The sequence below is a fragment of the Pseudomonas rhizozeae genome (assembly GCF_031583775.1).
In the GTDB taxonomy this organism is placed as follows: domain Bacteria; phylum Pseudomonadota; class Gammaproteobacteria; order Pseudomonadales; family Pseudomonadaceae; genus Aquipseudomonas.
Genome location: NZ_JAVLSB010000030.1, coordinates 48,214 through 69,888, shown reverse-complemented (window position 1 = coordinate 69,888; position 21,675 = coordinate 48,214). Strand labels below are relative to the sequence as shown.

Below are 21,675 nucleotides of genomic sequence, written 5' to 3'. Positions count from 1 at the left end.
GCCACTTGCGTTCAGAGGGGTGAACGCAAGAGTGGCCTGTAGAGGTGCCCGTCGGCTTGATGCTTTTATCCGCCTGCAATGACGAAATCGGCACAGCCGAATGACCGATCAGTGGTGGGGCAGGTGCTCGAACAGGGTCTTGCAGACGCCGGCGATGTGCGCGTCAAGCAGCTTCACCGCCAGCTCAACATCACCGGCGCGACACGCGGCAAGGATTTCCCGGTGTTCGTGGTCTGCGCGATCCTTGCCGGCCGAGAGGCTCATTTGCATGCGCAGGTAACGCTCCAGCTTATCGTTGACCGAGCGGATCAGACCGACCAGGAACGGTCGTTGCGCGGGTTCATAGAGACAGGCATGCAGCTCCCAATTGAGCTCGGCCCAGCGTCCGACGTCATCTTCGCCGATGAATTCCTGGCAGATGCGTTCGGCACGCGCGAAGGTTTCTTCGGTCATGTTGGGAATGGCCAGGCGCAGCACCTTGTCTTCGAGCAACATGCGCACTTCGAACATCTGCGCCAGCTCCGCATCGGAAACCCGCGTGACCATCGCCCCGCGATTGCGCTGAAACATCACCAGGCCTTCGGCTTCCAGGCGCTTGAGGGCTTCGCGAACAGGGATTTTACTGACGTTGAACTGGCGGGCGATGTCATCCTGGCGAATGGGCTCATCTTCGGCAAAGTGCCCGGCGACGATAGCGTCGCGCAAATGACGCGTGATGATTTCCGAAGTTGAAGGCGCATTGCCCAGGTCGGGAGCATTGAATTTGGGTAAGGTCACGGCGGCAGTCGTTGGAGTGGTTTGCAGATATGGTATACGAATTCCCTTTGGCGATGGCCATGCCAGGTTGCGTCATCTACCGTTTGGGCGAAGCAGCGATAGCGGCGGGACGTTAGCGCCAGTCAGCACACCCCCAATTACATAGGCGGCAGGTTATCTCGCCTTCTGGAATTTTGCCCTACCCGGCATTGCTTCAATCGAGGGTGGTGCCTGTGACGTGGGGATTTTTTCCAAACCCCTCGACCAGCATCTCGATAAGGACCTGCATCTTTCGAGAGGGTTGCTGGCCCGGTGGTCGGACGACAAAGATGCCTGCTTCGCGCACCGGATAACGAGTCATGATGGGCACAAGTGTCCCAGCCGCCAAATGCCCGTCGACGAGGCCTTCAGGCACCATCGCGATCCCCAGGCCGGCCAGTGCGGCCGCGACCAGCGCGACGCCATTGTCGGCCTTGAATCGCCCTTGAGGGCGGACGATTACGATTTTTTCGTTGCTCATGAATTGCCAGGATTCAGTGCCCTGCATGAGCGCCTGATGGGCGGGAATTTAATCCGGTTTCTCAGGCGCGCCATGAGCTTCGATATAGGCCGGACTTGCCACCAGCTTGCCGTAAATAGGTCCGACGTGCCGTGCGATCAGGCTGGAATCCTGGGGATAACCCAGCCGGATTGCGCAGTCGTAACCCTCTGAGATGATATCCACGACGCGGTCGCTGTAGCAGCTGTGGATGTGCAAGCGGGGATGCCGCCGTCCCATTTCGGCAAACACGGGTGCGAGGTGTGTGGGACCGAAGGAAAGCGGGGCCGCGATGCGAAGACGGCCATTGAGCTCCCCCTCAGGCAGGATCGTCGCTCTGGCTGTCTCTATCTCGGCGCAGACGCGGGCTGCATAGTCGCGAAATGTCATTCCAGCTTCTGTGAGAGATGCCCCGCGTGTCGATCGCGAAAGCAGCTGGACCCCCAATGCCGCCTCAAGACGTGCCAGCCGACGACTGACAATTGATTTAGCGACGCCTAGCCGCAGCGCAGCAGGCGACACCCCGCCCGCATCAGCCACTTCTACAAATGTCTGTAGCTCTTCAATGTCCACTTTAACGTTCCCGTTTATGCAACATGGTTCACCTCGAATGGGCACTGCCAACTCGCAGAACAGCGATGCGGCCGCAGTAACCTTCAGTGAAGATGATGTCTGCCGCAAAGCCAACGGATTAACGGTACAAGGCGATCTCCGGGGAACTATGGATTGCGGGGATTGCCTGCATCATGCATTCGCCTCGCTGCCAAAAAATGCCGCACTAAAGGCTTACTTTCGCCCTTGTGGTAACGCAGTACGGTGGACTGTAAGTCGGCGTCTGCGTTCGAGACCCTCTGATGCTGACGCAAATGCTCGGCCCAGGATTCAACCTGAAACCATTCGAGCATCACTTCAGGATCAGTAACATCCTCACAGATGTCCCAGGCATAGGCACCATCTCGTCGGCGCTCAGCGGACAAAGCGTGGAGTGCAGTGAGAAAGTCGACGCGATCCTGCACGGCAATTCGGTACTCGATCTGGATAAGCACCGGTCCTCGATCATGCTCCAGTGTTGTGGCGGTCATTGGCTCGGGCCAGTGTCCGGAGGGCATCAGATCGGATTCGCCCTCAGGCAGCTTGAGCCGATGAGCGACCAGCCCCGTAACAACCAGCCCAACGGCGCCAGTCAACAGTGTCAGTGGCACGCCGATCAGTGTCGCCACCGCGCCCCAGCTTAAGCTGCCTGCCGTCATCGCCCCATTGAAAACAGTCAGGTATACCGCCAGCGAACGGCCGCGCACCCAGTTGGGCAAAATTGATTGGGCGACACCATTAAGCGTTGTCAGTGCCGTGATCCAGGCCGCCCCAAGTGCAAACAGTGCACCTACTGCGGCCCACTGCGGGGGCGCGAGCGAGAGGAACGCCATGACTGCAGCCGTTACCAGCGCCGCCAGCAACATGAGGCCGTCGGCGCTCAGGTGCACCCGTAGCCTGGGCATTAGGATAGCTCCGGCGATCGCGCCTACGCCCACAGCGCCTAGCAAAATGCCGTAAAAGCCTGGCCCGCCTCCCAGCAGGCTGCGCGCCACGAGTGGCAACAGCGCCCACACCGAGCTGGCCAGGGCGAAGAAGACAAACGTGCGCACCAGAACCACATGCAGTTCGCGACTGGCACGGGCGTAGCGCAGTCCTGCGCGGAATGCGCCAGAAAATCGTTCGGACAGCACATCCTGCGCGGCAGCCGGACGCCGCCACCACAGCAGCGCTGAGATGACGAATACATAGGTGATGACATCCACCCCATAGGTGAATGCCGCCCCGAAGCTGGCAAGAGCCAGCCCGCCCAATGCGGGGCCAATGGCACGCGCGATGTTGATCCCCAGCGAATTGAGCGCGACCGCGTCCTTGAGGTCTTTTCTCGGCACCAGCTCGGGTACGATCGCCTGCCAGGTAGGTCCCATCAGCGCCGCGCCGATTCCACCCACGAAGGTCAGGGCCACTAGCGAAGTAACCGACTGTAAACCTGCGAGCGACAGCAGCATCAGGCTGATGCTGACACTCGCGAGCAGGAGTTGAATGGTGATCAGTAATTTACGCCGATCAAGGATGTCGGACAGTGTGCCCGCGGGAATCGCCAAGAGAAAAATCGGTAATGTGGCAGCTGCCTGGACCAACGCGACCGCCACCGGCGACGACGATAGATCGGTGATGATCCAAGCGCTGGCGACGTCGCGGATGAAGCTGCCGATGTTACCGATGATCGTCGCCACCCACAGCACGGTAAACAGCTTCTGCCGTAACGGCGCAAAGCCATTTGCAGACTCGACAACGGGATCTGACGGTTCTTGGGTCATATTGGCTTTTGTTCTTTCACGTCCCAAATGGCGACCAGTAGAAATCCGCCCACAAGTCCCAGATGTTCGAAAAACGAGTTAGTGACTACAAAGCGTTCGGGGCCGGCTGGAAGGTCCCAGAAACGCAACGCAATGCCGGTGGCGAGCAGGGTAAACCCTGCCAACCCCAGCGCGCCCAGCCAACGCAGGCGACCGGTGAGAATCATCAGTGAAGCGACAAGCTCGAGCGCAATCACCAGCACCGCAAACAGCGGTGCCGGTGATAAGCCAAAATGATTCATCTCGCCAATCGCCGCTGGAAAGTCCATTAGTTTGAACAGTCCACCTTGCAGATAGGCCGCACACAGGCCGAGATAGGCGATGAAGCGCAAGGCGGGTAAACCGAGCGCCGGCCTGACGGCAGCACTCAGCCTACGTTCGAACGTACTGGATTTTTGCATCGATCACTCTCTTCTAGACGGCCCAGCAGGAGCAGCCAAGGGCACCAAAGAAACTGCGCTGATCGGACACCGGCGCATTCGACCCCCACGCGCTGGCATGGTCATGCCCGTGCACCCCGCAAGAGCTGGCGCAGCCGCACGCTGCAGCGGCTTGCGCGCGCAACGGCGCCAGGGAATTCCTGCCCGCGCCTTCCGGTTCGCCCCAGGCGCCATACCCCTTGAAGGTGCGGGTCGGCGACCAGTCCGGCATCGCCGGCGGTAGCGGGTTGTCGTCCAGCTCAGTGAACTGGCCCGCACCGTAGACAACGCGCCCACCGACTACGGTCAGATCGGAGGTGAGGAAGGAAATTTCGTCCTCGGGCACCGAGAAGTAGTCCTTGCTTGGCACTATCAGGTCAGCGAACTGGCCGGCCTGGATGCGTCCGCGTTTACCTTCCTCGTTGGAGAACCACGCGACGTTCTCGGTCCACATGCGCAACGCGGTTTCGCGGTCGAGCAAATTACGTTGCGGGTAGAGATTCAGCCCGCCGACGGTCTTGCCGGTGACCATCCACGACAGTGAGACCCAAGGGTTGTAGGAGGCAACGCGGGTGGCGTCAGTGCCCGCCGAGACTTTCACGCCTTTTTCGAGGATACGTTTGACCGGCGGCGTGGCCTCGGCGGCGCGGGCACCGTAACGCTCGACGAAGTATTCACCCTGGTAAGCCATGCGGTGCTGCACGGCAATGCCGCCGCCGAGTGCGGCGATGCGGTCGATGGATTTGTCCGAGATGGTTTCGGCGTGATCGAAGAACCAGTTGATTCCCGCCAGTGGGATGTCCTGATTAACCTTCTCGAAAACGTCCAGCGCCCGGGTGATGGTTTCATCGTAGGTGGCGTGCAAGCGCCATGGCCAACGGTTCTGCGCCAGGATGCGCACCACCTCTTCAAGCTCGCCTTCCATCTCCGGCGGCATGTCCGGCCGGGGCTGGCGGAAGTCTTCGAAGTCCGCTGCGGAGAAGACCAGCATTTCACCGGCACCGTTGTGGCGGAAGTAGTCGTTGCCTTGCTTGTACTTGACGCTGGAGGTCCACTTGAGGAAGTCGTCCTTTTCCTCCTTGGGCTTCTGCGTGAACAAGTTGTACGCCAGCCGGACCGTCATCTGGCCTTCGTTGTCCAGCTTCTGCACCACGGCGTAATCATCGGGATAGTTCTGGAAACCGCCGCCCGCGTCGATCACGCCTGTCACGCCCAAACGGTTGAGTTCGCGCATGAAGTGGCGGGTGGAGTTGACCTGATAGTCGAAGGGCAGCTTCGGGCCCTTGGCCAGCGTCGCATAAAGAATCATCGCATTGGGCTTGGCCAGTAGCAGCCCGGTGGGATTGCCGTTGGCATCACGGGTGATCTGCCCACCCGGCGGCTCGGGCGTGTCCCGGGTGTAGCCGGCCGCGCGCAAGGCGGCACCGTTGAGCAAGGCACGGTCGTACAGGTGCAGCAGGAACACCGGTGTGTCCGGCGCGATCGCGTTGATCTGCTCGATGGTCGGCAGACGCTTCTCGATGAACTGATGCTCGGTGAAGCCGCCGACCACGCGCACCCATTGCGGTGCCGGGGTAATTGCTACCTGGCGCTTGAGCATGTCCATGGCGTCAGCCAGCGAGCGCACGCCGTCCCAGCGCAGTTCCAGGTTGTAATTGAGGCCACCACGGATCACGTGGGTGTGGTTATCGACCAGGCCGGGCAACACGCTACGGCGCTTGAGGTCGACGACTTTGGTCGCCGGGCCGGCCAGCGGCATGATGTCCTGGTCGGCGCCGACCGCGATGAACTTGCCGCCCTTGATGGCAACGGCGCTCGCGACCGGATTGGCGCGATCGAGGGTGATGATCTCACCGTTACGGAAAATGATATCGGGAATGGAATCGGTCACGTTGGACTCTCCTGCACTGAGCATTTCGGAGAAGGCGCCAGGCCCTAATACGCCACCCAGCGCCAGCGTTGAGGCGGCCCCGAGGAATTTGCGACGGGATGTCATAGGTTGCTGTCCTCACAGTTGCGACGCCCGGGTCCAAGGTTTTCAGCGAGTGGACGAGCGCCGGAGCAGATCGCTCAGGTCGGCTTTGATTTCTCAGCCTGCTGCTCGGTATGCCGACCAGGCAGTTGACCGAGGACATGGCTGACGGCATGTGTCTTGTCGCAGGCAGCGCTCAAGGATGTGCCACACAACAAATGTTTGCCGATCGGGATGATTTGCTCGCCGACCAGAATGCCCAGTAGCCCGATCAGGGCCACCAACGGCGGTGCAGGCGAACGCACGCTTAGAAGACTGTAGACGACCCCCACCAGCAGGCCAGCGGCTGCGGACAATACGTACATTTTCATGCTCAACCTCTCCTTAGGGTGACTGATGGCAGGGCAAAGACGCTATCGGTCGGCTCGCACCCGATAGCGCCTGTCACCCTGGGCTTACTTGGCCGGGTTAGGGCCGATACGCTTGCCGTGCGTCACTCGTTCTGGCGCCTTGTGCACCATGGTGTACGCATAGTCCACGCCCATGCCGTAGGCACCGGAATGGTCTTTTACGATCGCCATCACTTCTTCGTAGGTTTCTTTACGCGCCCAGTCCCGCTGCCATTCCAGCAGCACTTGCTGCCAGGTCACCGGCACCACACCGGCCTGAACCATGCGGTCCATGGCGTACTTGTGTGCTTCAACCGAAGTGCCTCCCGAGGCGTCCGCCACCATGTAGATTTCATAGTCGGTGTCGTGCAGGCAGGACAGTGCGAACGTGGTGTTGCAGACTTCAGTCCACAGGCCGGCGACCACGATTTTCTTGCGGCCGGCAGCGGCGAACTTGGCCAAGGCGTCGCGAACGTTCTGGTCGTCCCAGGAGTTCATCGAGGTGCGTTCGAGGATGTCGTTCTCGGGGTACACCGCCAGCAGTTCAGGATAGGTATTGCCCGAGAACCCTTCGGTTTCCACGGTGGTAATGGTGGTCGGGATACTGAACGCCTTGGCGGCCCTGGCCAGGCCCACGACATTGTTTTTCAGCACTTGCCGGTCGATGGACTGCACGCCGAACGCCATCTGCGGCTGCTGGTCGATGAAGATGAGTTGGCTGTTTTGCGGGGTCAGTACTTCTAGCAACTTGTTCGACATGTCGGGCTCCTTCAACAATTAAAGAACGGGTTCAAACGCGGCGGAATGTGTTGCTGTATAGGCAGCAATCGGCCCAGATCGAAGGGCTCAGGAGCCCTCAGTCTTGGCTAAACGCAGGGGACGCCGCTCAGTCCACCTGATTATTGAGACTCATCACCCAGCCGACCTCTCAAGAATCGCTTCAGCAGACTTCCGTGCGCTGAGCGTGAGAGGCTTGATCGCAGTACTTTGCTGTCTATGTGATCTTGATGGTAGTCGCGTTTGGCGGTTAGCTGTGTCGCGAAAAGGGGAACTGACGTACAACGCTGCCGAGCGTTTTTATTCTGCAACCGAGGGCTCTGCGGATGGCTCGGCAGGTCGCCATGGGAGCGCGGGCGAGTCACCTTCCTCATGCACACCGCGTACAACCGTCTATAGCTATATAGGGCCACTCTGGCGTTCCCCGTTATGCGACAGAGCGGGTCTCGAATTGGCACTACCGGCTCGCCGAACAGCCAAGTACTGTCCGCAGGGATCGTCAGTAATAGGGTCTGCCGGCGTCAATTTTCCATGGACTCAAGCGATGAATAAATTGGCTGAGATGCTCGCTTTCGTGGCGGTGGTGGACACAGGCAGCATTTCAGAGGCAGCGCGGCGTTTGGGCACTGCCAAGTCGATGGTTTCCCAGCGTATACAGCAACTCGAAAAGCGCTTGGGCAGCATCCTCCTGGAGCGTGGTCGGCAGACGCGCCTGACGGAGTCGGGTGAGGTTTTTTACCGCCACTGCACGTGCATTCTTGCTGATATTGACCATGCCGAAAATGCGGTTGTGACGTGCCAGTCGATGGTCCGTGGAAGCCTGCGTATTGCCGCCCCGATGGCGTTCGGCATGCGATACCTGACGCCGATGCTGGCCGCTTTTGCCAGGCAATACCCTGAGCTGGACCTGGACATTGAATTCGACGACCGGCGCGTCAATCTGCATGAAGAGGGTTTTGATGTGGCGGTTCGTATTGGTGAGTTACCCGACTCGTCGCTGATGGCCAAAGTCATCACGCCCAACCGCCATATCATCTGTGCCAGCCCTGAATACCTGATTGCGCATGGAACACCGCAAATACCGCAAGACCTGGCACAGCATTTCGCTTTGCTCTACGTCAATCGCGAACCCCATGGTATGTGGACGCTACCGGTCAACGACACGTTAGAGTCCTTTCGCGTGCGCTGCCGCCTGCGCACCAACTGTGGCCATCAACTGACGGAAGGGGCAAAGGCAGGGCTTGGGCTGGCCATTTTGCCGACCTTCCTGGCCGCCCAGGCCATTGTCGACGGTGAATTGGTCGAAGTGCTGCAGCCTTTTGCACCCCGAGGCGGCAATATTTCTGTCGTTTATCGTCAATCGAATAAAACGTCGGCCAAGCTTCTCGCGCTGAATACCTTCTTGAGCGAGCAGATCGGCAACCCGCCCATTTGGGAGCAAATGTTGGCCGGCCGTTCGCAACCACAGCAGTGAGCCGTTCGCGAAAAGCGAAACCCGGAATCAATTTTTCGTGGCTTATGGCGGGAGACTCCCCGACATAAGCTGTTTTCAGCTGAGTGCGTTCTATGCGTTCGGCAGGAACAGTAACGCCCCACGAAAAATAATCAGAAACGGAGAAGGCTCATGATCACGCCTAACATCAAATCGCTCGCTGCTGCCCTTACGCTCGCCGCGTGCGTGTTAACGGCCGCCCCGGCGTCGGCACAGTCGACCAGTGAAGCGCAGTCGGCGGCTTCACTCTCGGTTGTCATGGACTTCCTGGCCAACACCGCGCCCGACAAAGTCGAAGCCGCTGCGCAACGGCTGGCGGCGCCGGACGCCACCTACGTTTCGCTTAACTTCGATAACCCGGAACTGAAGAAAATCATGCCGTGGACCGGCACCAACAAAGGCCCGAAAGCCTTTAGTTGGTTGTTCACGCAGGTCTCGGATTACTGGAAGATCGAAGACTTCACCGTCTCGACCAAAATCGCCTCCGGCGAGGATGTGGCGATTTTCGGCAAGTTCACCTACCGCTCCGTGGCGGTCGGCAAGGTCTTTACCTCGCCGTTTTCCATCCACGCCAAGGTGCATAACGGCAAGATGACGTATTTCCAGTTCATGGAAGACACCTACGCCTCCGCCAGTTCGTTCCGCCAGTCCGGCTCGTGGACCATCAAGACCTCAACCCGTGCAGCACCCGTGACGGTAGGGGCAAATTGAAGACGGCTGTCGACAACCCCCAACAGGCAAACGTCAGGAGTCAGCCATGAGCATCCACACCCCACATCCTTCCAGACACGCCTTGAATTGGATCGGCGGCGAGTGGCAGGGCTCGGACTTGATCCGCGAGTCCATCAACCCGGCCAACTACGAGGTCATCGGGACCTACGCCGAAGGCGACGTTGCAACGGCTGAAGCGGCCATCGGCGCGGCGCAACGCGCGATGCACGAGACAGATTGGGTACACGACCGCAAGTTGCGGGCGCGTGTGCTCGATAAGCTGGCAGAGGCGTTCGAACGCAACCGCGACGAGCTGATCCGGATTCTCTACACCGAGAACGGCAAGGTCCAACGCGACGCCAGCTTCGAAGTCGACCTGTGCGCGCCGTCGCTGCGTTACTTTGCCGGCATCGTGCGCACGGAAGCCGGACGGGTCGTGGACTCGAAACCAGGCAGAATCGCAATGATAGTGCGCCGCCCGATGGGTGTCGCCGGTGTCATCGTGCCCTGGAACTCCCCGATTATCCTGACAGTACGATCGTTGGCTCCGGCGTTGGCCGCCGGGTGTGCGGTAATCGTCAAAGTACCGGGCAAAAGCGCGCAGATCGCCGCAACCCTGTCGAGGATTTTCGCCGATGTACCGGAGTTGCCACGGGGCGTAATCAATGTCTTCAGCGACGAGACCGGCGAAGGCGCCAAGCACCTGGTCGCCTCGCCGCAGGTCCCGGTCATCAGCTTCACCGGTAGCACCGCGACCGGCAAGGCCATCGCGCTGAGCGCCGCGCCGCACTTCAAGCGCGTTGGGCTGGAACTCGGCGGCAAGACGCCATCGATCGTGTTTGACGACACCGACCTCGATCTCGCCCTGCCTATGCTCGAGATGTCAGTGACCATGTTTGCCGGGCAGTTCTGCATCACGGGCCAACGGGTGATCGTGCAGGAAGGGATCGCCGACGAGTTTCGCCAACGCTTCGCCGAACGACTGCGCGCGGTGAGGGTGGGGCCTGCCGTGGACCCGTCTAGCCAGATGGGACCGATGATCGACCGCGAGAACGTCGAACGCGTCGATAGAGTGGTCGAGCGCGCCATGGCCGAAGGCGCCGAGGTTATCGTGCGAGGCGGTCCGGTGACCGAAGGCCCGCTGTCGAAAGGCGCGTTCTTTCGCCCCTCGTTTCTGGAAGTGAGCGATCCAGCGATGGCCATTGTTCAGGAGGAGACCTTCGGGCCGGTGGTGACGATGCAGCGGTTCAAGACGGAACAGCAAGCCGTCACGTTGGCCAACGACAGCGTCTATGGCCTGGGAGCCAGCATCTGGACGCGAGACCTGTCCAAGGCGCTGCGGATTGCGCCGAGGATTGAATCGGGCATGGTCTGGATCAATGAATGGGGTGCACTCGGCGAAGACACCGAGGAAGGCGGATGCAAGCACTCGGGGCTCGGGCGGCTGAATGGCTTGGCGGCGATTGATGACTATACCGAGATCAGGACCATCACGCTCAATCCGGGGTTGATGGATACGTAGGCATGGCATTGTCCATGCCCTTGGACACAGAAATCGCATTCGCCCGGTTTTTCGACGTAATCCCCGCGCTTAGAGTGGCTCCCCGGTTCGCTGCGGCGAATTGAAACCCACGATAACGGCATTCGGAGATTTAACGTTGAGCACTCAATTGGCAGGTAAGGTGGCGCTGGTCACGGGTGGTTCCACGGGCATTGGCCTGGCGTCGGCGCAGGCGTTTGCCGCACAAGGCGCGACGGTGTTTATCACCGGGCGCCGGCAGGCGGAGCTGGATGCCGCGGTCGCGCTGATGGGCGAGCGGGCGGTCGGGATCAAAGGCGATGTGGCCAGCCTGGCGGATCTGGATCAGGTGTTCGCGCAGATTGCCGAACAGGCCGGGCACCTGGACATCCTGTTTGCCAACGCCGGAGTGGGCGAGATGGCGCCGCTGGGCGAGATCACGGAAGCGCATTTCGAGTACGCGTTTGGCGTCAACGTCAAAGGCCTGCTGTTTACCGTGCAGAAGGCGCTGCCGCTGCTGAAAAACGGCAGCTCGGTGATCCTGAACGCGTCCTCTTTGTCCATCAAGGGCGCCGAAAACTTCAGCGTCTACGGCGCAACCAAGGCGGCGGTGCGCAACTTCGCCCGTTCGTGGGTGCTGGACTTGAAACCGCGCAATATCCGGGTCAACGCCATCAGCCCCGGCCCGGTGGTGACACCGGGGGCGACGGCGCTGGTGCCGGCCGATCAGGTGCAGGGCGTGCGTGCTCATCTGGCCAGCCTGGTGCCGCTCGGGCGCATGGGGCAGCCAGAGGAAATCGCCAAGGCCGTGCTGTTCCTCGCCTCGGATGACAGCAGTTTTATCAACGGTATCGAGCTGTTCGTCGACGGCGGCGCGGCGCAAATCTAACGGCGTCGGCCTGGCTCGTTACCGCTGGACGAGGCGTTATTGCAAGGTGGAGAAGTGGTCCACCAGCCAGTCGATGAACACGCGAACCCGGTTGCTGAGATTGCGGTTGGGCGGGTACACCACGTGAAACGGGTAAGGGGCCGGGCGCCAGTCTTGCAGGATCGGCACCAGTTGCCCGGAGTCGAGGTAGGGTTGCACCGCATAGGTGAACGTGTGGATCACCCCCAGCCCCGCTAACCCGGCCGCCACATGTGCGTTGCTCTCGTTGACGCTCAGTAGGCTGTTGCCGACCACTTCAATGACCTCGTCGCCGCGCTGGAAGGCCGCCGGGATCAGGCGATTGGTGCGCGCCAGGTGGAAGCTGACGATGCGATGCTCGTGATCCAGTTGCGAGGGATGAGTGGGCAAACCGAACTGCTGCAGATAAGCCGGCGTGGCGCAGGTGGTGCACGAGGCGCGGCCCAACAGCCGCGCGCTCAATGACTGCTCCCGTATCGCACCGCCGCGGATCACGCAGTCGACGTTGTCGCTGATCAGGTCGATGTTGCGATCGCTCACCCCGAGGTCGATCTTGATGTCGGGATAGCGGGCAAAGAATTCGGGCAGGGCAGGGATCACCAGCGCGGTCGCCACCGAACTGCCGATGTTAACGCGCAGGGTGCCGCGCGGATTGAACAGCGCGCTTTGGAAACCGCCGTCGATCTCCTCCAGGTCGCGGATCACCCGCGCGGTTTGTTCGTAATAACGGGCCCCATCGTCGGTGACAGTGACATTGCGCGTGGTGCGCTGCAGCAAGCGCACGTGCAGGAAAGTTTCCAGGTCCTGAATCAGTTTGCTCACGGTCGCCTTGGGCATCTCCAGCGAGTCCGCCGCCTTCACGAACGACCCGGCTTCGACGACGCGGGCAAACACCCGAATGGCTAACAGTTGGTTCATGTATGGGGATGTCCGTCGGGCTGATGACTGCCGCAGTTTAATGCGTCGGCAGGCATCGATGATGGCGATTCATAAAACAGTAACAAATATGTTGCAGAGTGCCGGGGCCCGCTATCACAAGGAGTCCTTTGATGAAAAGTTTGATGAAGTCTGCTGCGCTCGCCGTTTCGGTTTCTCTTTGTGCCAGTTCGATGGCTTTTGCGGAAGAAAGCGTCCGCCTGACCGGCTCTGGCGCCAGCTTCCCGGCACCGATCTACCTCACCTGGTTCAAAGATTTCAGCAAGAAAACCGCGGGTGTCACTGTGGATTATCAATCCAAGGGCAGCGGCGCGGGTGTACAGGACTTCCTGAACAAAACCGTCGATTTTGCCGCCAGTGACTCGGCGATGAAGGACGAAGACATTGCCAAGGTGGCTGAAGGCGTGCAGTTGCTGCCGATGACCGCGGGCGAAATCGTTCTGGCCTATAACCTGCCAGGCAATCCTAAGGGCCTGAAGCTGCCACGGGATGTGTACTCCAACATCTTCCTGGGCAAGATCACCAAGTGGAACGATCCGCAGATCGTTGCGGCCAACCCTGATCTGAAGCTGTCCGACACGCCAATCACCGTCGTGGTACGTGCAGACTCCAGCGGTACCACCGCGGTGTTCACCAAGCACCTCGCGACCATCAATCCGGACTTCAAGCAAGCGCTGGGTGAGGGCAATACCGTCAACTGGCCTGCCAGCGACAAATTCATCAAATCGCCGAAAAATGATGGTGTGACCGCCACCGTGCGCCAGACTCCAGGCGCGATTGGCTACATCGAATACGGCTTCGCCAAGCTGGCCAAGGTTGACTTCGCTCAGTTGCAAAACAAGGCTGGCCATTACGTCGTACCGAACGCCGAAAGCGGTGCCGAAGCCCTGGCCGCGGTGAAAATGCCAGAAAGCCTGGTGGCCTGGTTGCCGGATCCGGACGGCGCCAAGTCGTACCCGATCACGTCCTACACCTGGATGATTTTCCGCAAGAAGAACGAGAACCCGGCCAAGGCCAAGGCCATGCGTGACATGGTCGAGTACAGCCTGACCGAAGGCCAGAAAATTGCTGACTCGATGGGCTACATCCCGTTGCCACAATCGGTCGTCGACCAGGTTCGTAAAGCTTCCGCCAACATCCAGTGACGCCGCGAGACCTCTTCCGGCGCGGGCGCTACGCCGTGCCGGGGGAGTTTTCCCCCACGCTCCGGAATTAGCCCATGAACACACCATTTGTCGTACCGGTTAATCCGGATTCTGCCTGCCAGCCACCGTCCACCAAGGACTTTCTGGTTGACCGAACCTTCCGCGCGCTCGCTCGCATAGGTGTGGTTCTGGTGCTGGCACTGGTCTTTGCCCTGGTTTTCGAGGTGGGGCGCAAGGCTGTTCCCGGCATGGAAAAACATGGCCTGGATGTGATTTTCGGTAGCGTCTGGGATGTGAACCAAGGCAAGTACGGCATTCTGCCGGCCATCTGGGGCACGCTCTACAGCGCCCTGATCGCGTTGATGATCGCCGGCGTATTCGGCGTCAGCATGGCGATCTTCCTGACCCAGGATTTCCTTCCGCCCAAACTGGCGGCGATCTTCCGCACCATCGTCGAATTGCTCGCAGCCATCCCTAGCGTCGTGTACGGCCTGTGGGGGATCTACGTGGTGATTCCGGCCATTCGGCCCCTGACCGCGTGGTTGAACAGCGAACTGGGCTGGATCCCTTTTTTCGGCACGTCCCTGAGCGGCCCGGGCTTGTTGCCCGCCGCCCTGGTGCTGGCCATCATGATTCTGCCGACCATCGCCGCGGTGTCCCAGGACGCTCTCACCAGCGTGCCGATGAAAACCAAGCAGGCCGCCTACGGCATGGGCACCACCCACTGGGAAGCGATTCTCAAGGTGATGGTGCCATCCGCCGCCACCGGCATTTTCGGTTCGCTGGTGCTCGGCCTTGGCCGGGCACTGGGTGAAACCATGGCCCTGGCGATGCTGGTCGGCAACGCCAACAATATTTCGCTCTCGCTGTTTGCCCCGGCCAACACCCTGGCGGCCTTGCTGGCGCTGAACTTCCCCGAAGCCGGGCCGACCGAGATCGAGGTGTTGATGTATGCCGCGCTGGTCCTGATGTTGATCACGCTGATCGTGAACATCATCGGCTCCATGATCATGGTGTATGCCCAGCGTGGTACTAAATAATGACTAACCTGACTGCTCCAACAGCGGCGTTGCCCAGCCTGCAACGCAAGTTCGAGGGCCGCGCCCTGCGCAGCCTGGTGCTGACCACCCTGGTCTGGGCCGGCGCACTGGTGGCCAGCGTGCCGCTGATTTCCGTGCTGTACATGCTGATCACCCGTGGCGGTGCGCGCCTGAGTCTGGAAGTGTTCACCGAGCTGCCGCCCACCGGTTTCGAGACCGGCGGCGGTTTCGGCAACGCCATGGCGGGTACCTTCGTGATGGTCGGCATCGCCGCTGCCATCGCCGTGCCGGTCGGCATCATGGCCGCGATCTTCCTGGCTGAACTGGGCCCCGACAGCAAACTGGCGAACGCCGCGCGCTTCGCCGCGAAAATGCTCACCGGTCTGCCGTCGATTCTGGCGGGGGTGTTTGCCTACGCCCTGGTGGTCATGACCACCGGTACTTACTCGGCGCCGGCCGGTGGCGTGGCGTTGGCGGTGTTGATGCTGCCGATCGTGGTGCTGACCGCCGAAGAGTCGATGCGCATGGTGCCCAAGATCATGAAGGATGCCGCGTACGGCATGGGCTGCACGCGCTCGCAAGTGATCTGGAAAATCATCCTGCCCACCGGCCTGCCGGCGATCCTCACCGGCGTGATGCTGGCCGTGGCCCGTGCCGCTGGCGAAACCGCGCCTTTGTTGTTTACCGCGTTGTTCAGCAACTACTGGATTTACCACGAGGGCAACCTGGCAGTGATGAATCCGACGGCGTCCCTGGCCGTGCTGATTTACAACTTCTCCGGCATGCCTTTCGACAACCAGCTCGAACTCGCCTGGGCAGCCTCGCTGGTGCTGGTGATGATCGTGCTGGTAGTCAACGTGATCAGCCGTATTTTCGGCAAACCCAAGTTTTGAGAGCGGGAGTATCTGAATCGTGAGTTCACTATCTGTGCAAAAAGCCGTCGAGGCTGACACCCAGACTCCCGTGGTCATGGACTGCAAGCTGGACAAGATTTTCTACGGCAACTTCATGGCCGTGCGTGACAGCCATGTGCCGATCGAGAAAAACAAAATCACCGGTTTCATCGGTCCGTCCGGCTGCGGCAAGAGTACCGTGCTGCGCAGCCTCAACCGCATGAACGACCTGGTCAAAGGCTTTCGCTTCGAGGGCCACGTGCATTTCCTCGGGCAGGACGTCTACGGCAAGGGCGTGGACCCGGTGGTGGTGCGCCGCTACATCGGCATGGTGTTCCAGCAGCCCAACCCGTTCTCGATGAGCATCTTCGACAACGTTGCGTTTGGCCTGCGCCTCAATCGCTACAAGGGCGACCTCGGCGACCGCGTCAAGCACGCCCTGCAAGGTGCGGCGCTGTGGGACGAGGTCAAGGACAAGCTCAAGGTCAGCGGCCTGTCGCTGTCCGGCGGCCAGCAGCAACGCCTGTGCATCGCTCGCGCCATCGCTACCGAGCCGGAAGTGCTGTTGCTGGATGAGCCGTGTTCGGCACTCGACCCGATTGCCACTCGTCGGGTTGAAGAACTGATGGTCGAGCTGAAAAAGGACTACACCATCGCGCTGGTCACCCACAACATGCAGCAGGCGATCCGTGTGGCTGACACCACGGCGTTTTTCTCGGTGGATATTTCCCAGGGTTCGCGTACCGGCTATCTGGTGGAGATGGGGCCGACCACCCAGATTTTCGATAATCCGCGCGAGCAAATGACCGGGGACTACATCAGCGGCAAGTTCAGCTGATCCACTGGCGTCGGTTCAGGGCCGGATGCTGCCACCCGTCGAAAGGCGCTGGCGTGCATCCGGTCGTTTTGCGTTTTGATCTTTTTTTCGGGAATGCCCATGCCTGCAAAGCATCGTCTTGATTTGCCCGCGATTGAACGTGCACTGCGCGACGTGCAGACGCGCTTCGCCGTGCTCAGCCGGGACTTCACTGAGCAACGCGACCCGTTGACTGACGAAGTGCTGAACAATGTGCTTGAAGGCTACGCCTTGATTGACGACTATGTTGCCCGGGGTGTCGACCTGTTTGATCTGCAGCAGGTGAACCTGATGCTGGAAATCAACGCCACCGTGTTGTGCGGCCGTGATCCGGCGCGCCGGGTGGAGTTCGCGCAGCACCTGGCGGCCACCGAAGAGCACTTTTTCAACAACGTGGAAGGCGGCATCAAGGACTTGTTCAACTGGTACAGCGCGTACCACAGCGAGTCCGTGTGGAAGCGCGCGGCCGGGGTCTATGTGCGTATTCTCAGCAAGCCGCAGTTGTTCATCGAGGGCAATAACCGCAGCGGTTCACTGATCGTCAGCTACCTGCTGATGCGCGCTGGGCAACCACCCTTTGTGCTGACATTGGATAACGCCGAGGGCTACTTCAATCCGTCATCGGTTATACGTAACTCGGCTAAACACGGCGTCAAGGCGTTGTACGAATTGCCGAAAATCAAGAAAAAATACGCAGCCTTTTTACACGAACAGGTCCTCGATCCGATGCAGTTTTTACTGAACGATGAACCCTCACCCGTCTATCAGGAGGGCGGTGCTCGATGAGTCGGTATCCGTTTCTCGACCAATGCCGGGCGGCCATCAGCCAGGCCGGTGCGAGCGTCAAACGCCTGATTCCGGCGCATCTGTCCGGGCATCACCCGATCCGGGTGTCGTTTGATATCGACGACACCCTGGCCTGCCAGCTGCACCACTGCGCCGTGGAGCACAGCAGGCTGCCGGCCTGTATTCACCGTTGGCTGGGCGAACCGTTGCGGTTCGGCACCCGCTCGCTGACCCGCGAACTGCGTCGCCAGGGCTGCAGCATCTGGGTCTACACGTCCTCCGGCCGTACACCGTCCTACATCAAGCGTTGGCTGCTGCTGTACGGAATCCGCGTCGACGGCGTGGTCAACAGCGTGCGTCACAGCCACGCCCTGACGGAGCGCGGGCTGTCCAACGGCCCCTCGAAATTCCCGCCCGCGTTCGGCATCGACCTACATGTCGATGATTCCGAAGGCGTGCACTCCGAAGGCCAGGACCACGGCTTTCGCGTGGTGGTGGTACAGCCGGGAGACGAGCAGTGGGCGCAGAAAGTCCTGGCAGCCGTCGCCGATGTCCAGGCGCAACTCGCCTGGCAGCAGCCAAAGCGGCACAAGGCCCCAGCGCGGCGCCGGGCTGAAGTGTTTTCGTCTTGAGATTTATGCCCGCTGTAATCAAGGCGCCTTGATCAGCGGCGACCCGCTGCCCATCTGCCGACTCAGGCAGTCATAGTCCGGGGCCTTGTAGCCACCTACGCTGACATCGATGCAGCCGACGGCATCTTGCGTCTGAGCCGAGAGCGACGCCGCGGCGAGGCACAGGGCGGTGGCGATCTTCCAATGACACTTCATCTTCATCTCCTGGAGGGAGGGGTTGAAGTAGCCTGCGTCCCGCGCACATTCCAGGCCATGACCTGAACTCATACCCCCATGACTTTTAATGGTTACAAGCCGCGAATGCCGCGGTGTTAAAAAATCGCAAACAAGCTCATCAACAACACCAATAGAGCGTTTGCACCCATGACGGTTTTTCACTGCTCCATCCTCGCAGACCATCCGCAGCGCTCTTCAACCCACGACATTGGCCACGGATCCTCAGGATCGCGTGCGCTTGTGATCCTCTGAACACCCTTGAAGAGTAATCCCCATGAAAGAACTCGACCTGTACATCGGTGAAGGCTTTGAAGGCCCGGGCGTGAACGCCGCGCACATCAACATCCTGATCGGCCCGCGTCATGGTCCGGCGGGGCAGGCGTTCGCCAACAGCCTGGCGTCGCCGAGCCAGGGGCATTGCCCGTTCATGGTGATCGCCCAGCCGAACATTCCGGTCAAGCCGATGACCCTGTACGTCAACAAAGCCGCGATCAGCAGCGACCTGCACGGCAACGCCACCTGGGGCGCGTCCCAGGCGGGCATCGCCAAAGCGGTACTCGAAGCGCTGCTCGACGGCACCCTGCCGCCGGAGGCCGAAGACGAGTGGGCCATCGTCACCGCGAACTGGGTCAACCCGGCGTGCGATGACCTCGACGCGGTGTACCTGAACAACTACAACGCCTGCCGCACGGCGATTCGCGCAGCGCTGACCGGTCTGCCGCACACCGCGCAACTGGCGGATGTGGTCAATCACATCAGCAACCCTTTCTACACGCCAGAAGCCTGAGGTCGACGCCATGCAATACATTCGTTTGGGCAACTCCGGCCTGCAGGTTTCGCGTCTGTGCCTGGGCACCATGAACATGGGCACCCCGGACTGGAAACCGTGGATTTTCGATGAAAAGCAGAGCGAGCCGATCGTCGCGCACGCCCTCGACAACGGGGTCAATTTCATCGACCTGGCGGACTTCTATTCCGCCGGCGTCGGCGAGGAAGTGGTGGGGCGCATCGTCAAGCGCATCGCCCGCCGAGACGACCTGGTGATTACCACCAAAGTCGGCTACGGCACCCGCAGCGGGATCAACGCCAGCGGGCATTCGCGCAAACACATCATGGACAGCATCGACGCCTCGCTCAAACGCCTGGACATGGATTACGTTGACGTTTTCATGCTGCATTACTTCGACGTCAACACCCCGGTCGAGGAGACCATGAGCGCACTGAATGACATCGTGCGGTCCGGCAAGGCGCGCTACATCGGTGTGTCGACCATGCTGGTCGGGCAACTGGCGAAAATCCTCATGGCCTGCGAGCGCAACGGCTGGGTCAAGCCGATCAATATGCAGCTGCAACTGAACTGCGCCTACCGCGAAGAAGAGCGGGAAATGCTACCGTTCTGCCGCGACCAGGGGCTCGGTGTCTCGGTGTTCAGCCCGCTGGCCCGGGGTTTGTTGACCGGAGACGTGCAGTCGACCCGCAATCAGACCGACTTCTTCACCCAGCAAATGTACAGCGACGAAGCCTCGTTCCAGATCGCTCATTCGGTGCAGCGCGTGGCCCGTGCGCGTGGCGTGTCCAACGCACAGATCGCCCAGGCCTGGGTCGCCAATCATCCAGGGGTCGACTGCATGCTGGTCGGCGCCGACACCACCGCGCAGTTCGACAGCGCCCTGGCGGCGCTCGACACCCGGCTCGATGCCGAGGAGCTGCACGAACTGGAACGCAATTACACGCCGTGCGATGTGATCAACGATTACACCGCCGGCAAACGCATCCTGCGCAGCGCCCGTCCGGGCCTGGAGCGCTTTAATCTGACCGAGGCCGTCGCATGAGCGCGTTGATCCGTAACGGCAATTTCATTGATGGCGAGTGGTCCAGCGGCGGTGACACCTATGCGGTGCTGAACCCGGCCAATGGCGAGGTGATCACCGAGGTGCAGAAGGCCGGCGCCGAAGAGACGAACCGGGCGATTGCCGCCGCCAATCGCGCCTTGCCCGCCTGGCGCAAGCTCACGGCCAAGGAACGTAGCCAGAAGCTCAAGCGCTGGAGCGAGCTGATGCTGAGCCACCAGAAGGACCTGGCCACGTTGCTTAGCCGCGAACAGGGCAAGCCTCTGGCCGAAGCCATGGGCGAAGTGGTGTATGCCGCCAGTTTCCTGGAGTGGTTTGCCGAAGAGGCCAAGCGCGCTTACGGCGATGTGATTCCAAGCCACAAGGCTGACGCGCGGATCATTGTGGTCAAGGAAGCGATCGGCGTGGTGGCGGCCATCACACCGTGGAACTTCCCGCTGGCGATGGTCACCCGCAAGGTCGGCCCGGCCCTGGCCGCCGGATGCACGATGATCCTCAAACCCTCGGAAGAAACCCCGCTATCGGCGTTCGCCCTGGCGGTACTGGCCGAGCAGGCCGGGATTCCGCCTGGCGTCTTCAACGTGGTGTCCGGTGATGCGGTGGCCATTGGCGGTGCGCTGCAAGCCTCCAGCGTGGTGCGCAAATTATCGTTCACCGGTTCGACCCGCACCGGCAAGCTGCTGATGCGCCAGGCGGCGGACACCCTGAAAAAAGTCTCGCTGGAACTGGGAGGCAACGCGCCCTTCATCGTGTTTGACGATGCCGACCTTGATGCAGCGGTGAAGGGCGCCATGGCGTCCAAGTACCGCAATACCGGGCAGACCTGTGTCTGCGTCAACCGTTTCTTCGTTCAGGACAGCGTGTACGAAGCCTTCACCGGCAAACTTGCCGAAGCGGTCGCCGCCATGCGCGTCGGCAGCGCGCTGGACGGGGAGACCGAGCAAGGTCCGCTGATCAATAACGCGGCGCTGGCCAAGGTCGAACTGCACGTCAGCGACGCCCTGGCCAAAGGCGCGACGCTGTTGTGTGGCGGTCGCCGCCACGCCTTGGGTGGCATTTTCTATGAGCCGACCATCCTCGGCGACGCCAGCCACGACATGCTGATTGCCCAGGACGAGACCTTCGGCCCGGTGGCGGCGTGCTTTCGGTTCAAGGACGAAGCCGAGGTGCTGCAACGGGCCAACGACACCCCATTTGGCTTGTCGGCGTACTTCTACAGCCGCGACATCGGCCGTGTCTGGCGCATGGCTGAAGGCCTGGAGGCGGGCATGGTCGGCATCAACGAGGGGATCATTTCCACGGAAGTCGCACCCTTCGGCGGGATCAAGGAATCGGGCCTCGGCCGCGAAGGTTCGAAGTACGGCCTGGAGGATTACCTGGAAATCAAATACCTGTTGATGGGTGGGCTCTAGAGCGCAGCTACCTCGGTGGGAGCGAGCCTGCTCGCGAAA

21 protein-coding genes and 1 pseudogene are annotated in these 21,675 nt (G+C 60.8%); 13 read left to right on the top strand and 9 right to left on the bottom strand.

Going from position 1 to position 21,675, the window contains the following annotated elements; translation table 11 throughout:
- Positions 1 to 108 precede the first annotated feature (108 nt).
- The 7 genes and pseudogenes from RG836_RS09740 to RG836_RS09710 all read right to left on the bottom strand — a co-directional run bounded on the left by RG836_RS09740 (position 109) and on the right by RG836_RS09710 (position 7,223).
- Positions 109 to 777, bottom strand: a complete 669-nt coding sequence (locus RG836_RS09740) for a GntR family transcriptional regulator (protein ID WP_310845023.1) — start codon at positions 775 to 777, stop codon at positions 109 to 111.
- Between the two features lie 193 nt (positions 778 to 970).
- Positions 971 to 1,867, bottom strand: a pseudogene (locus tag RG836_RS09735) (LysR family transcriptional regulator).
- Between the two features lie 146 nt (positions 1,868 to 2,013).
- The gene (locus RG836_RS09730) at positions 2,014 to 3,645 is read right to left on the bottom strand and encodes an MFS transporter (protein ID WP_310845022.1); all 1,632 of its coding nucleotides are present in this window, start codon (positions 3,643 to 3,645) and stop codon (positions 2,014 to 2,016) included.
- Complete coding sequence (locus RG836_RS09725) at positions 3,642 to 4,085, bottom strand: DoxX family protein (protein WP_310845021.1); 444 nt, start codon at positions 4,083 to 4,085, stop codon at positions 3,642 to 3,644. The genes RG836_RS09730 and RG836_RS09725 overlap by 4 nt, the downstream gene beginning before the upstream one ends.
- 13 nt (positions 4,086 to 4,098) lie before the next feature.
- Positions 4,099 to 6,099 (bottom strand): amidohydrolase, encoded by a 2,001-nt coding sequence (locus RG836_RS09720; protein ID WP_409078067.1) that lies wholly within the window; start codon positions 6,097 to 6,099, stop codon positions 4,099 to 4,101.
- A gap of 74 nt (positions 6,100 to 6,173) precedes the next feature.
- Positions 6,174 to 6,440 carry a XapX domain-containing protein gene (locus RG836_RS09715; RefSeq protein ID WP_409078068.1) on the bottom strand — a complete coding sequence of 89 codons (267 nt, stop codon included), beginning with the start codon at positions 6,438 to 6,440 and terminating at the stop codon, positions 6,174 to 6,176.
- Between the two features lie 90 nt (positions 6,441 to 6,530).
- Complete coding sequence (locus RG836_RS09710; RefSeq protein ID WP_310845019.1) at positions 6,531 to 7,223, bottom strand: hydrolase; 693 nt, start codon at positions 7,221 to 7,223, stop codon at positions 6,531 to 6,533.
- Positions 7,224 to 7,785: 562 nt separating this feature from the next.
- Here RG836_RS09710 and RG836_RS09705 point away from each other — a divergent pair.
- The 4 genes from RG836_RS09705 (at position 7,786) to RG836_RS09690 (ending at position 11,852) form a co-directional block, all read left to right on the top strand.
- Positions 7,786 to 8,715, top strand: coding sequence for a LysR family transcriptional regulator (locus RG836_RS09705; RefSeq protein ID WP_310845018.1), 930 nt, complete (start codon positions 7,786 to 7,788; stop codon positions 8,713 to 8,715).
- 150 nt (positions 8,716 to 8,865) lie between these two features.
- The gene (locus RG836_RS09700) at positions 8,866 to 9,444 is read left to right on the top strand and encodes a nuclear transport factor 2 family protein (RefSeq protein ID WP_310845017.1); all 579 of its coding nucleotides are present in this window, start codon (positions 8,866 to 8,868) and stop codon (positions 9,442 to 9,444) included.
- 46 nt (positions 9,445 to 9,490) lie between these two features.
- Positions 9,491 to 10,966, top strand: coding sequence for an aldehyde dehydrogenase family protein (locus RG836_RS09695; RefSeq protein ID WP_310845016.1), 1,476 nt, complete (start codon positions 9,491 to 9,493; stop codon positions 10,964 to 10,966).
- Positions 10,967 to 11,102: 136 nt separating this feature from the next.
- Positions 11,103 to 11,852, top strand: a complete 750-nt coding sequence (locus RG836_RS09690; RefSeq protein WP_310845015.1) for a glucose 1-dehydrogenase — start codon at positions 11,103 to 11,105, stop codon at positions 11,850 to 11,852.
- A gap of 36 nt (positions 11,853 to 11,888) precedes the next feature.
- Here the strand turns inward: RG836_RS09690 and RG836_RS09685 are convergent, their stop codons facing one another.
- Complete coding sequence (locus RG836_RS09685; protein ID WP_310845013.1) at positions 11,889 to 12,788, bottom strand: LysR family transcriptional regulator; 900 nt, start codon at positions 12,786 to 12,788, stop codon at positions 11,889 to 11,891.
- Between the two features lie 131 nt (positions 12,789 to 12,919).
- Between RG836_RS09685 and pstS the strand changes: the two genes are divergently transcribed.
- The 6 genes from pstS (at position 12,920) to RG836_RS09655 (ending at position 18,158) form a co-directional block, all read left to right on the top strand.
- Entirely contained in the window at positions 12,920 to 13,951 is a 1,032-nt protein-coding gene (pstS, locus tag RG836_RS09680; protein ID WP_310845012.1) for a phosphate ABC transporter substrate-binding protein PstS, read from the top strand.
- Positions 13,952 to 14,025: 74 nt separating this feature from the next.
- On the top strand, positions 14,026 to 14,991 hold the full coding sequence (pstC, locus tag RG836_RS09675) for a phosphate ABC transporter permease subunit PstC (RefSeq protein WP_310845011.1): 966 nt from the start codon (positions 14,026 to 14,028) through the stop codon (positions 14,989 to 14,991).
- On the top strand, positions 14,991 to 15,884 hold the full coding sequence (gene pstA / locus RG836_RS09670) for a phosphate ABC transporter permease PstA (protein WP_310845010.1): 894 nt from the start codon (positions 14,991 to 14,993) through the stop codon (positions 15,882 to 15,884). Before pstC ends, pstA begins: the two co-directional genes overlap by 1 nt.
- A 76-nt stretch (positions 15,885 to 15,960) precedes the next feature.
- Positions 15,961 to 16,722 (top strand): phosphate ABC transporter ATP-binding protein PstB, encoded by a 762-nt coding sequence (gene pstB, locus RG836_RS09665; protein WP_310845043.1) that lies wholly within the window; start codon positions 15,961 to 15,963, stop codon positions 16,720 to 16,722.
- Between the two features lie 99 nt (positions 16,723 to 16,821).
- Positions 16,822 to 17,526 (top strand): hypothetical protein, encoded by a 705-nt coding sequence (locus RG836_RS09660; RefSeq protein ID WP_310845008.1) that lies wholly within the window; start codon positions 16,822 to 16,824, stop codon positions 17,524 to 17,526.
- The gene (locus tag RG836_RS09655; RefSeq protein ID WP_310845007.1) at positions 17,523 to 18,158 is read left to right on the top strand and encodes a hypothetical protein; all 636 of its coding nucleotides are present in this window, start codon (positions 17,523 to 17,525) and stop codon (positions 18,156 to 18,158) included. Before RG836_RS09660 ends, RG836_RS09655 begins: the two co-directional genes overlap by 4 nt.
- Before the next feature lie 18 nt (positions 18,159 to 18,176).
- On the opposite strand, the gene RG836_RS09650 is transcribed toward RG836_RS09655, so the two are convergent.
- Positions 18,177 to 18,353 carry a hypothetical protein gene (locus tag RG836_RS09650; RefSeq protein ID WP_310845006.1) on the bottom strand — a complete coding sequence of 59 codons (177 nt, stop codon included), beginning with the start codon at positions 18,351 to 18,353 and terminating at the stop codon, positions 18,177 to 18,179.
- 295 nt (positions 18,354 to 18,648) lie between these two features.
- Here RG836_RS09650 and fae point away from each other — a divergent pair, with 295 nt between their 5' ends.
- The 3 genes from fae to RG836_RS09635 are packed head-to-tail and all read left to right on the top strand — an operon-like array spanning position 18,649 to position 21,636.
- Entirely contained in the window at positions 18,649 to 19,161 is a 513-nt protein-coding gene (fae, locus tag RG836_RS09645; RefSeq protein ID WP_310845005.1) for a formaldehyde-activating enzyme, read from the top strand.
- Positions 19,162 to 19,171: 10 nt separating this feature from the next.
- The gene (locus RG836_RS09640) at positions 19,172 to 20,206 is read left to right on the top strand and encodes an aldo/keto reductase (protein WP_310845004.1); all 1,035 of its coding nucleotides are present in this window, start codon (positions 19,172 to 19,174) and stop codon (positions 20,204 to 20,206) included.
- Positions 20,203 to 21,636 (top strand): NAD-dependent succinate-semialdehyde dehydrogenase, encoded by a 1,434-nt coding sequence (locus RG836_RS09635; RefSeq protein ID WP_310845003.1) that lies wholly within the window; start codon positions 20,203 to 20,205, stop codon positions 21,634 to 21,636. Before RG836_RS09640 ends, RG836_RS09635 begins: the two co-directional genes overlap by 4 nt.
- The last annotated feature ends 39 nt before the right edge of the window (positions 21,637 to 21,675 follow it).

Bases quoted from the DNA above. Each gene is read 5' to 3' on its own strand.
- RG836_RS09685 (WP_310845013.1), bottom strand. From the start codon at position 12,788: ATGAACCAACTGTTAGCCATTCGGGTGTTTGCCCGCGTCGTCGAAGCC.
- RG836_RS09660 (WP_310845008.1), top strand. From the start codon at position 16,822: ATGCCTGCAAAGCATCGTCTTGATTTGCCCGCGATTGAACGTGCACTG.
- RG836_RS09710 (WP_310845019.1), bottom strand. From the start codon at position 7,223: ATGTCGAACAAGTTGCTAGAAGTACTGACCCCGCAAAACAGCCAACTC.
- RG836_RS09715 (WP_409078068.1), bottom strand. From the start codon at position 6,440: ATGTACGTATTGTCCGCAGCCGCTGGCCTGCTGGTGGGGGTCGTCTAC.
- pstS (WP_310845012.1), top strand. From the start codon at position 12,920: ATGAAAAGTTTGATGAAGTCTGCTGCGCTCGCCGTTTCGGTTTCTCTT.
- RG836_RS09705 (WP_310845018.1), top strand. From the start codon at position 7,786: ATGAATAAATTGGCTGAGATGCTCGCTTTCGTGGCGGTGGTGGACACA.
- RG836_RS09700 (WP_310845017.1), top strand. From the start codon at position 8,866: ATGATCACGCCTAACATCAAATCGCTCGCTGCTGCCCTTACGCTCGCC.
- pstC (WP_310845011.1), top strand. From the start codon at position 14,026: ATGAACACACCATTTGTCGTACCGGTTAATCCGGATTCTGCCTGCCAG.
- RG836_RS09635 (WP_310845003.1), top strand. From the start codon at position 20,203: ATGAGCGCGTTGATCCGTAACGGCAATTTCATTGATGGCGAGTGGTCC.
- fae (WP_310845005.1), top strand. From the start codon at position 18,649: ATGAAAGAACTCGACCTGTACATCGGTGAAGGCTTTGAAGGCCCGGGC.
- RG836_RS09655 (WP_310845007.1), top strand. From the start codon at position 17,523: ATGAGTCGGTATCCGTTTCTCGACCAATGCCGGGCGGCCATCAGCCAG.
- RG836_RS09725 (WP_310845021.1), bottom strand. From the start codon at position 4,085: ATGCAAAAATCCAGTACGTTCGAACGTAGGCTGAGTGCTGCCGTCAGG.
- RG836_RS09720 (WP_409078067.1), bottom strand. From the start codon at position 6,099: ATGACATCCCGTCGCAAATTCCTCGGGGCCGCCTCAACGCTGGCGCTG.
- pstA (WP_310845010.1), top strand. From the start codon at position 14,991: ATGACTAACCTGACTGCTCCAACAGCGGCGTTGCCCAGCCTGCAACGC.
- RG836_RS09650 (WP_310845006.1), bottom strand. From the start codon at position 18,353: ATGAAGTGTCATTGGAAGATCGCCACCGCCCTGTGCCTCGCCGCGGCG.
- RG836_RS09730 (WP_310845022.1), bottom strand. From the start codon at position 3,645: ATGACCCAAGAACCGTCAGATCCCGTTGTCGAGTCTGCAAATGGCTTT.
- RG836_RS09695 (WP_310845016.1), top strand. From the start codon at position 9,491: ATGAGCATCCACACCCCACATCCTTCCAGACACGCCTTGAATTGGATC.
- RG836_RS09640 (WP_310845004.1), top strand. From the start codon at position 19,172: ATGCAATACATTCGTTTGGGCAACTCCGGCCTGCAGGTTTCGCGTCTG.
- pstB (WP_310845043.1), top strand. From the start codon at position 15,961: ATGGACTGCAAGCTGGACAAGATTTTCTACGGCAACTTCATGGCCGTG.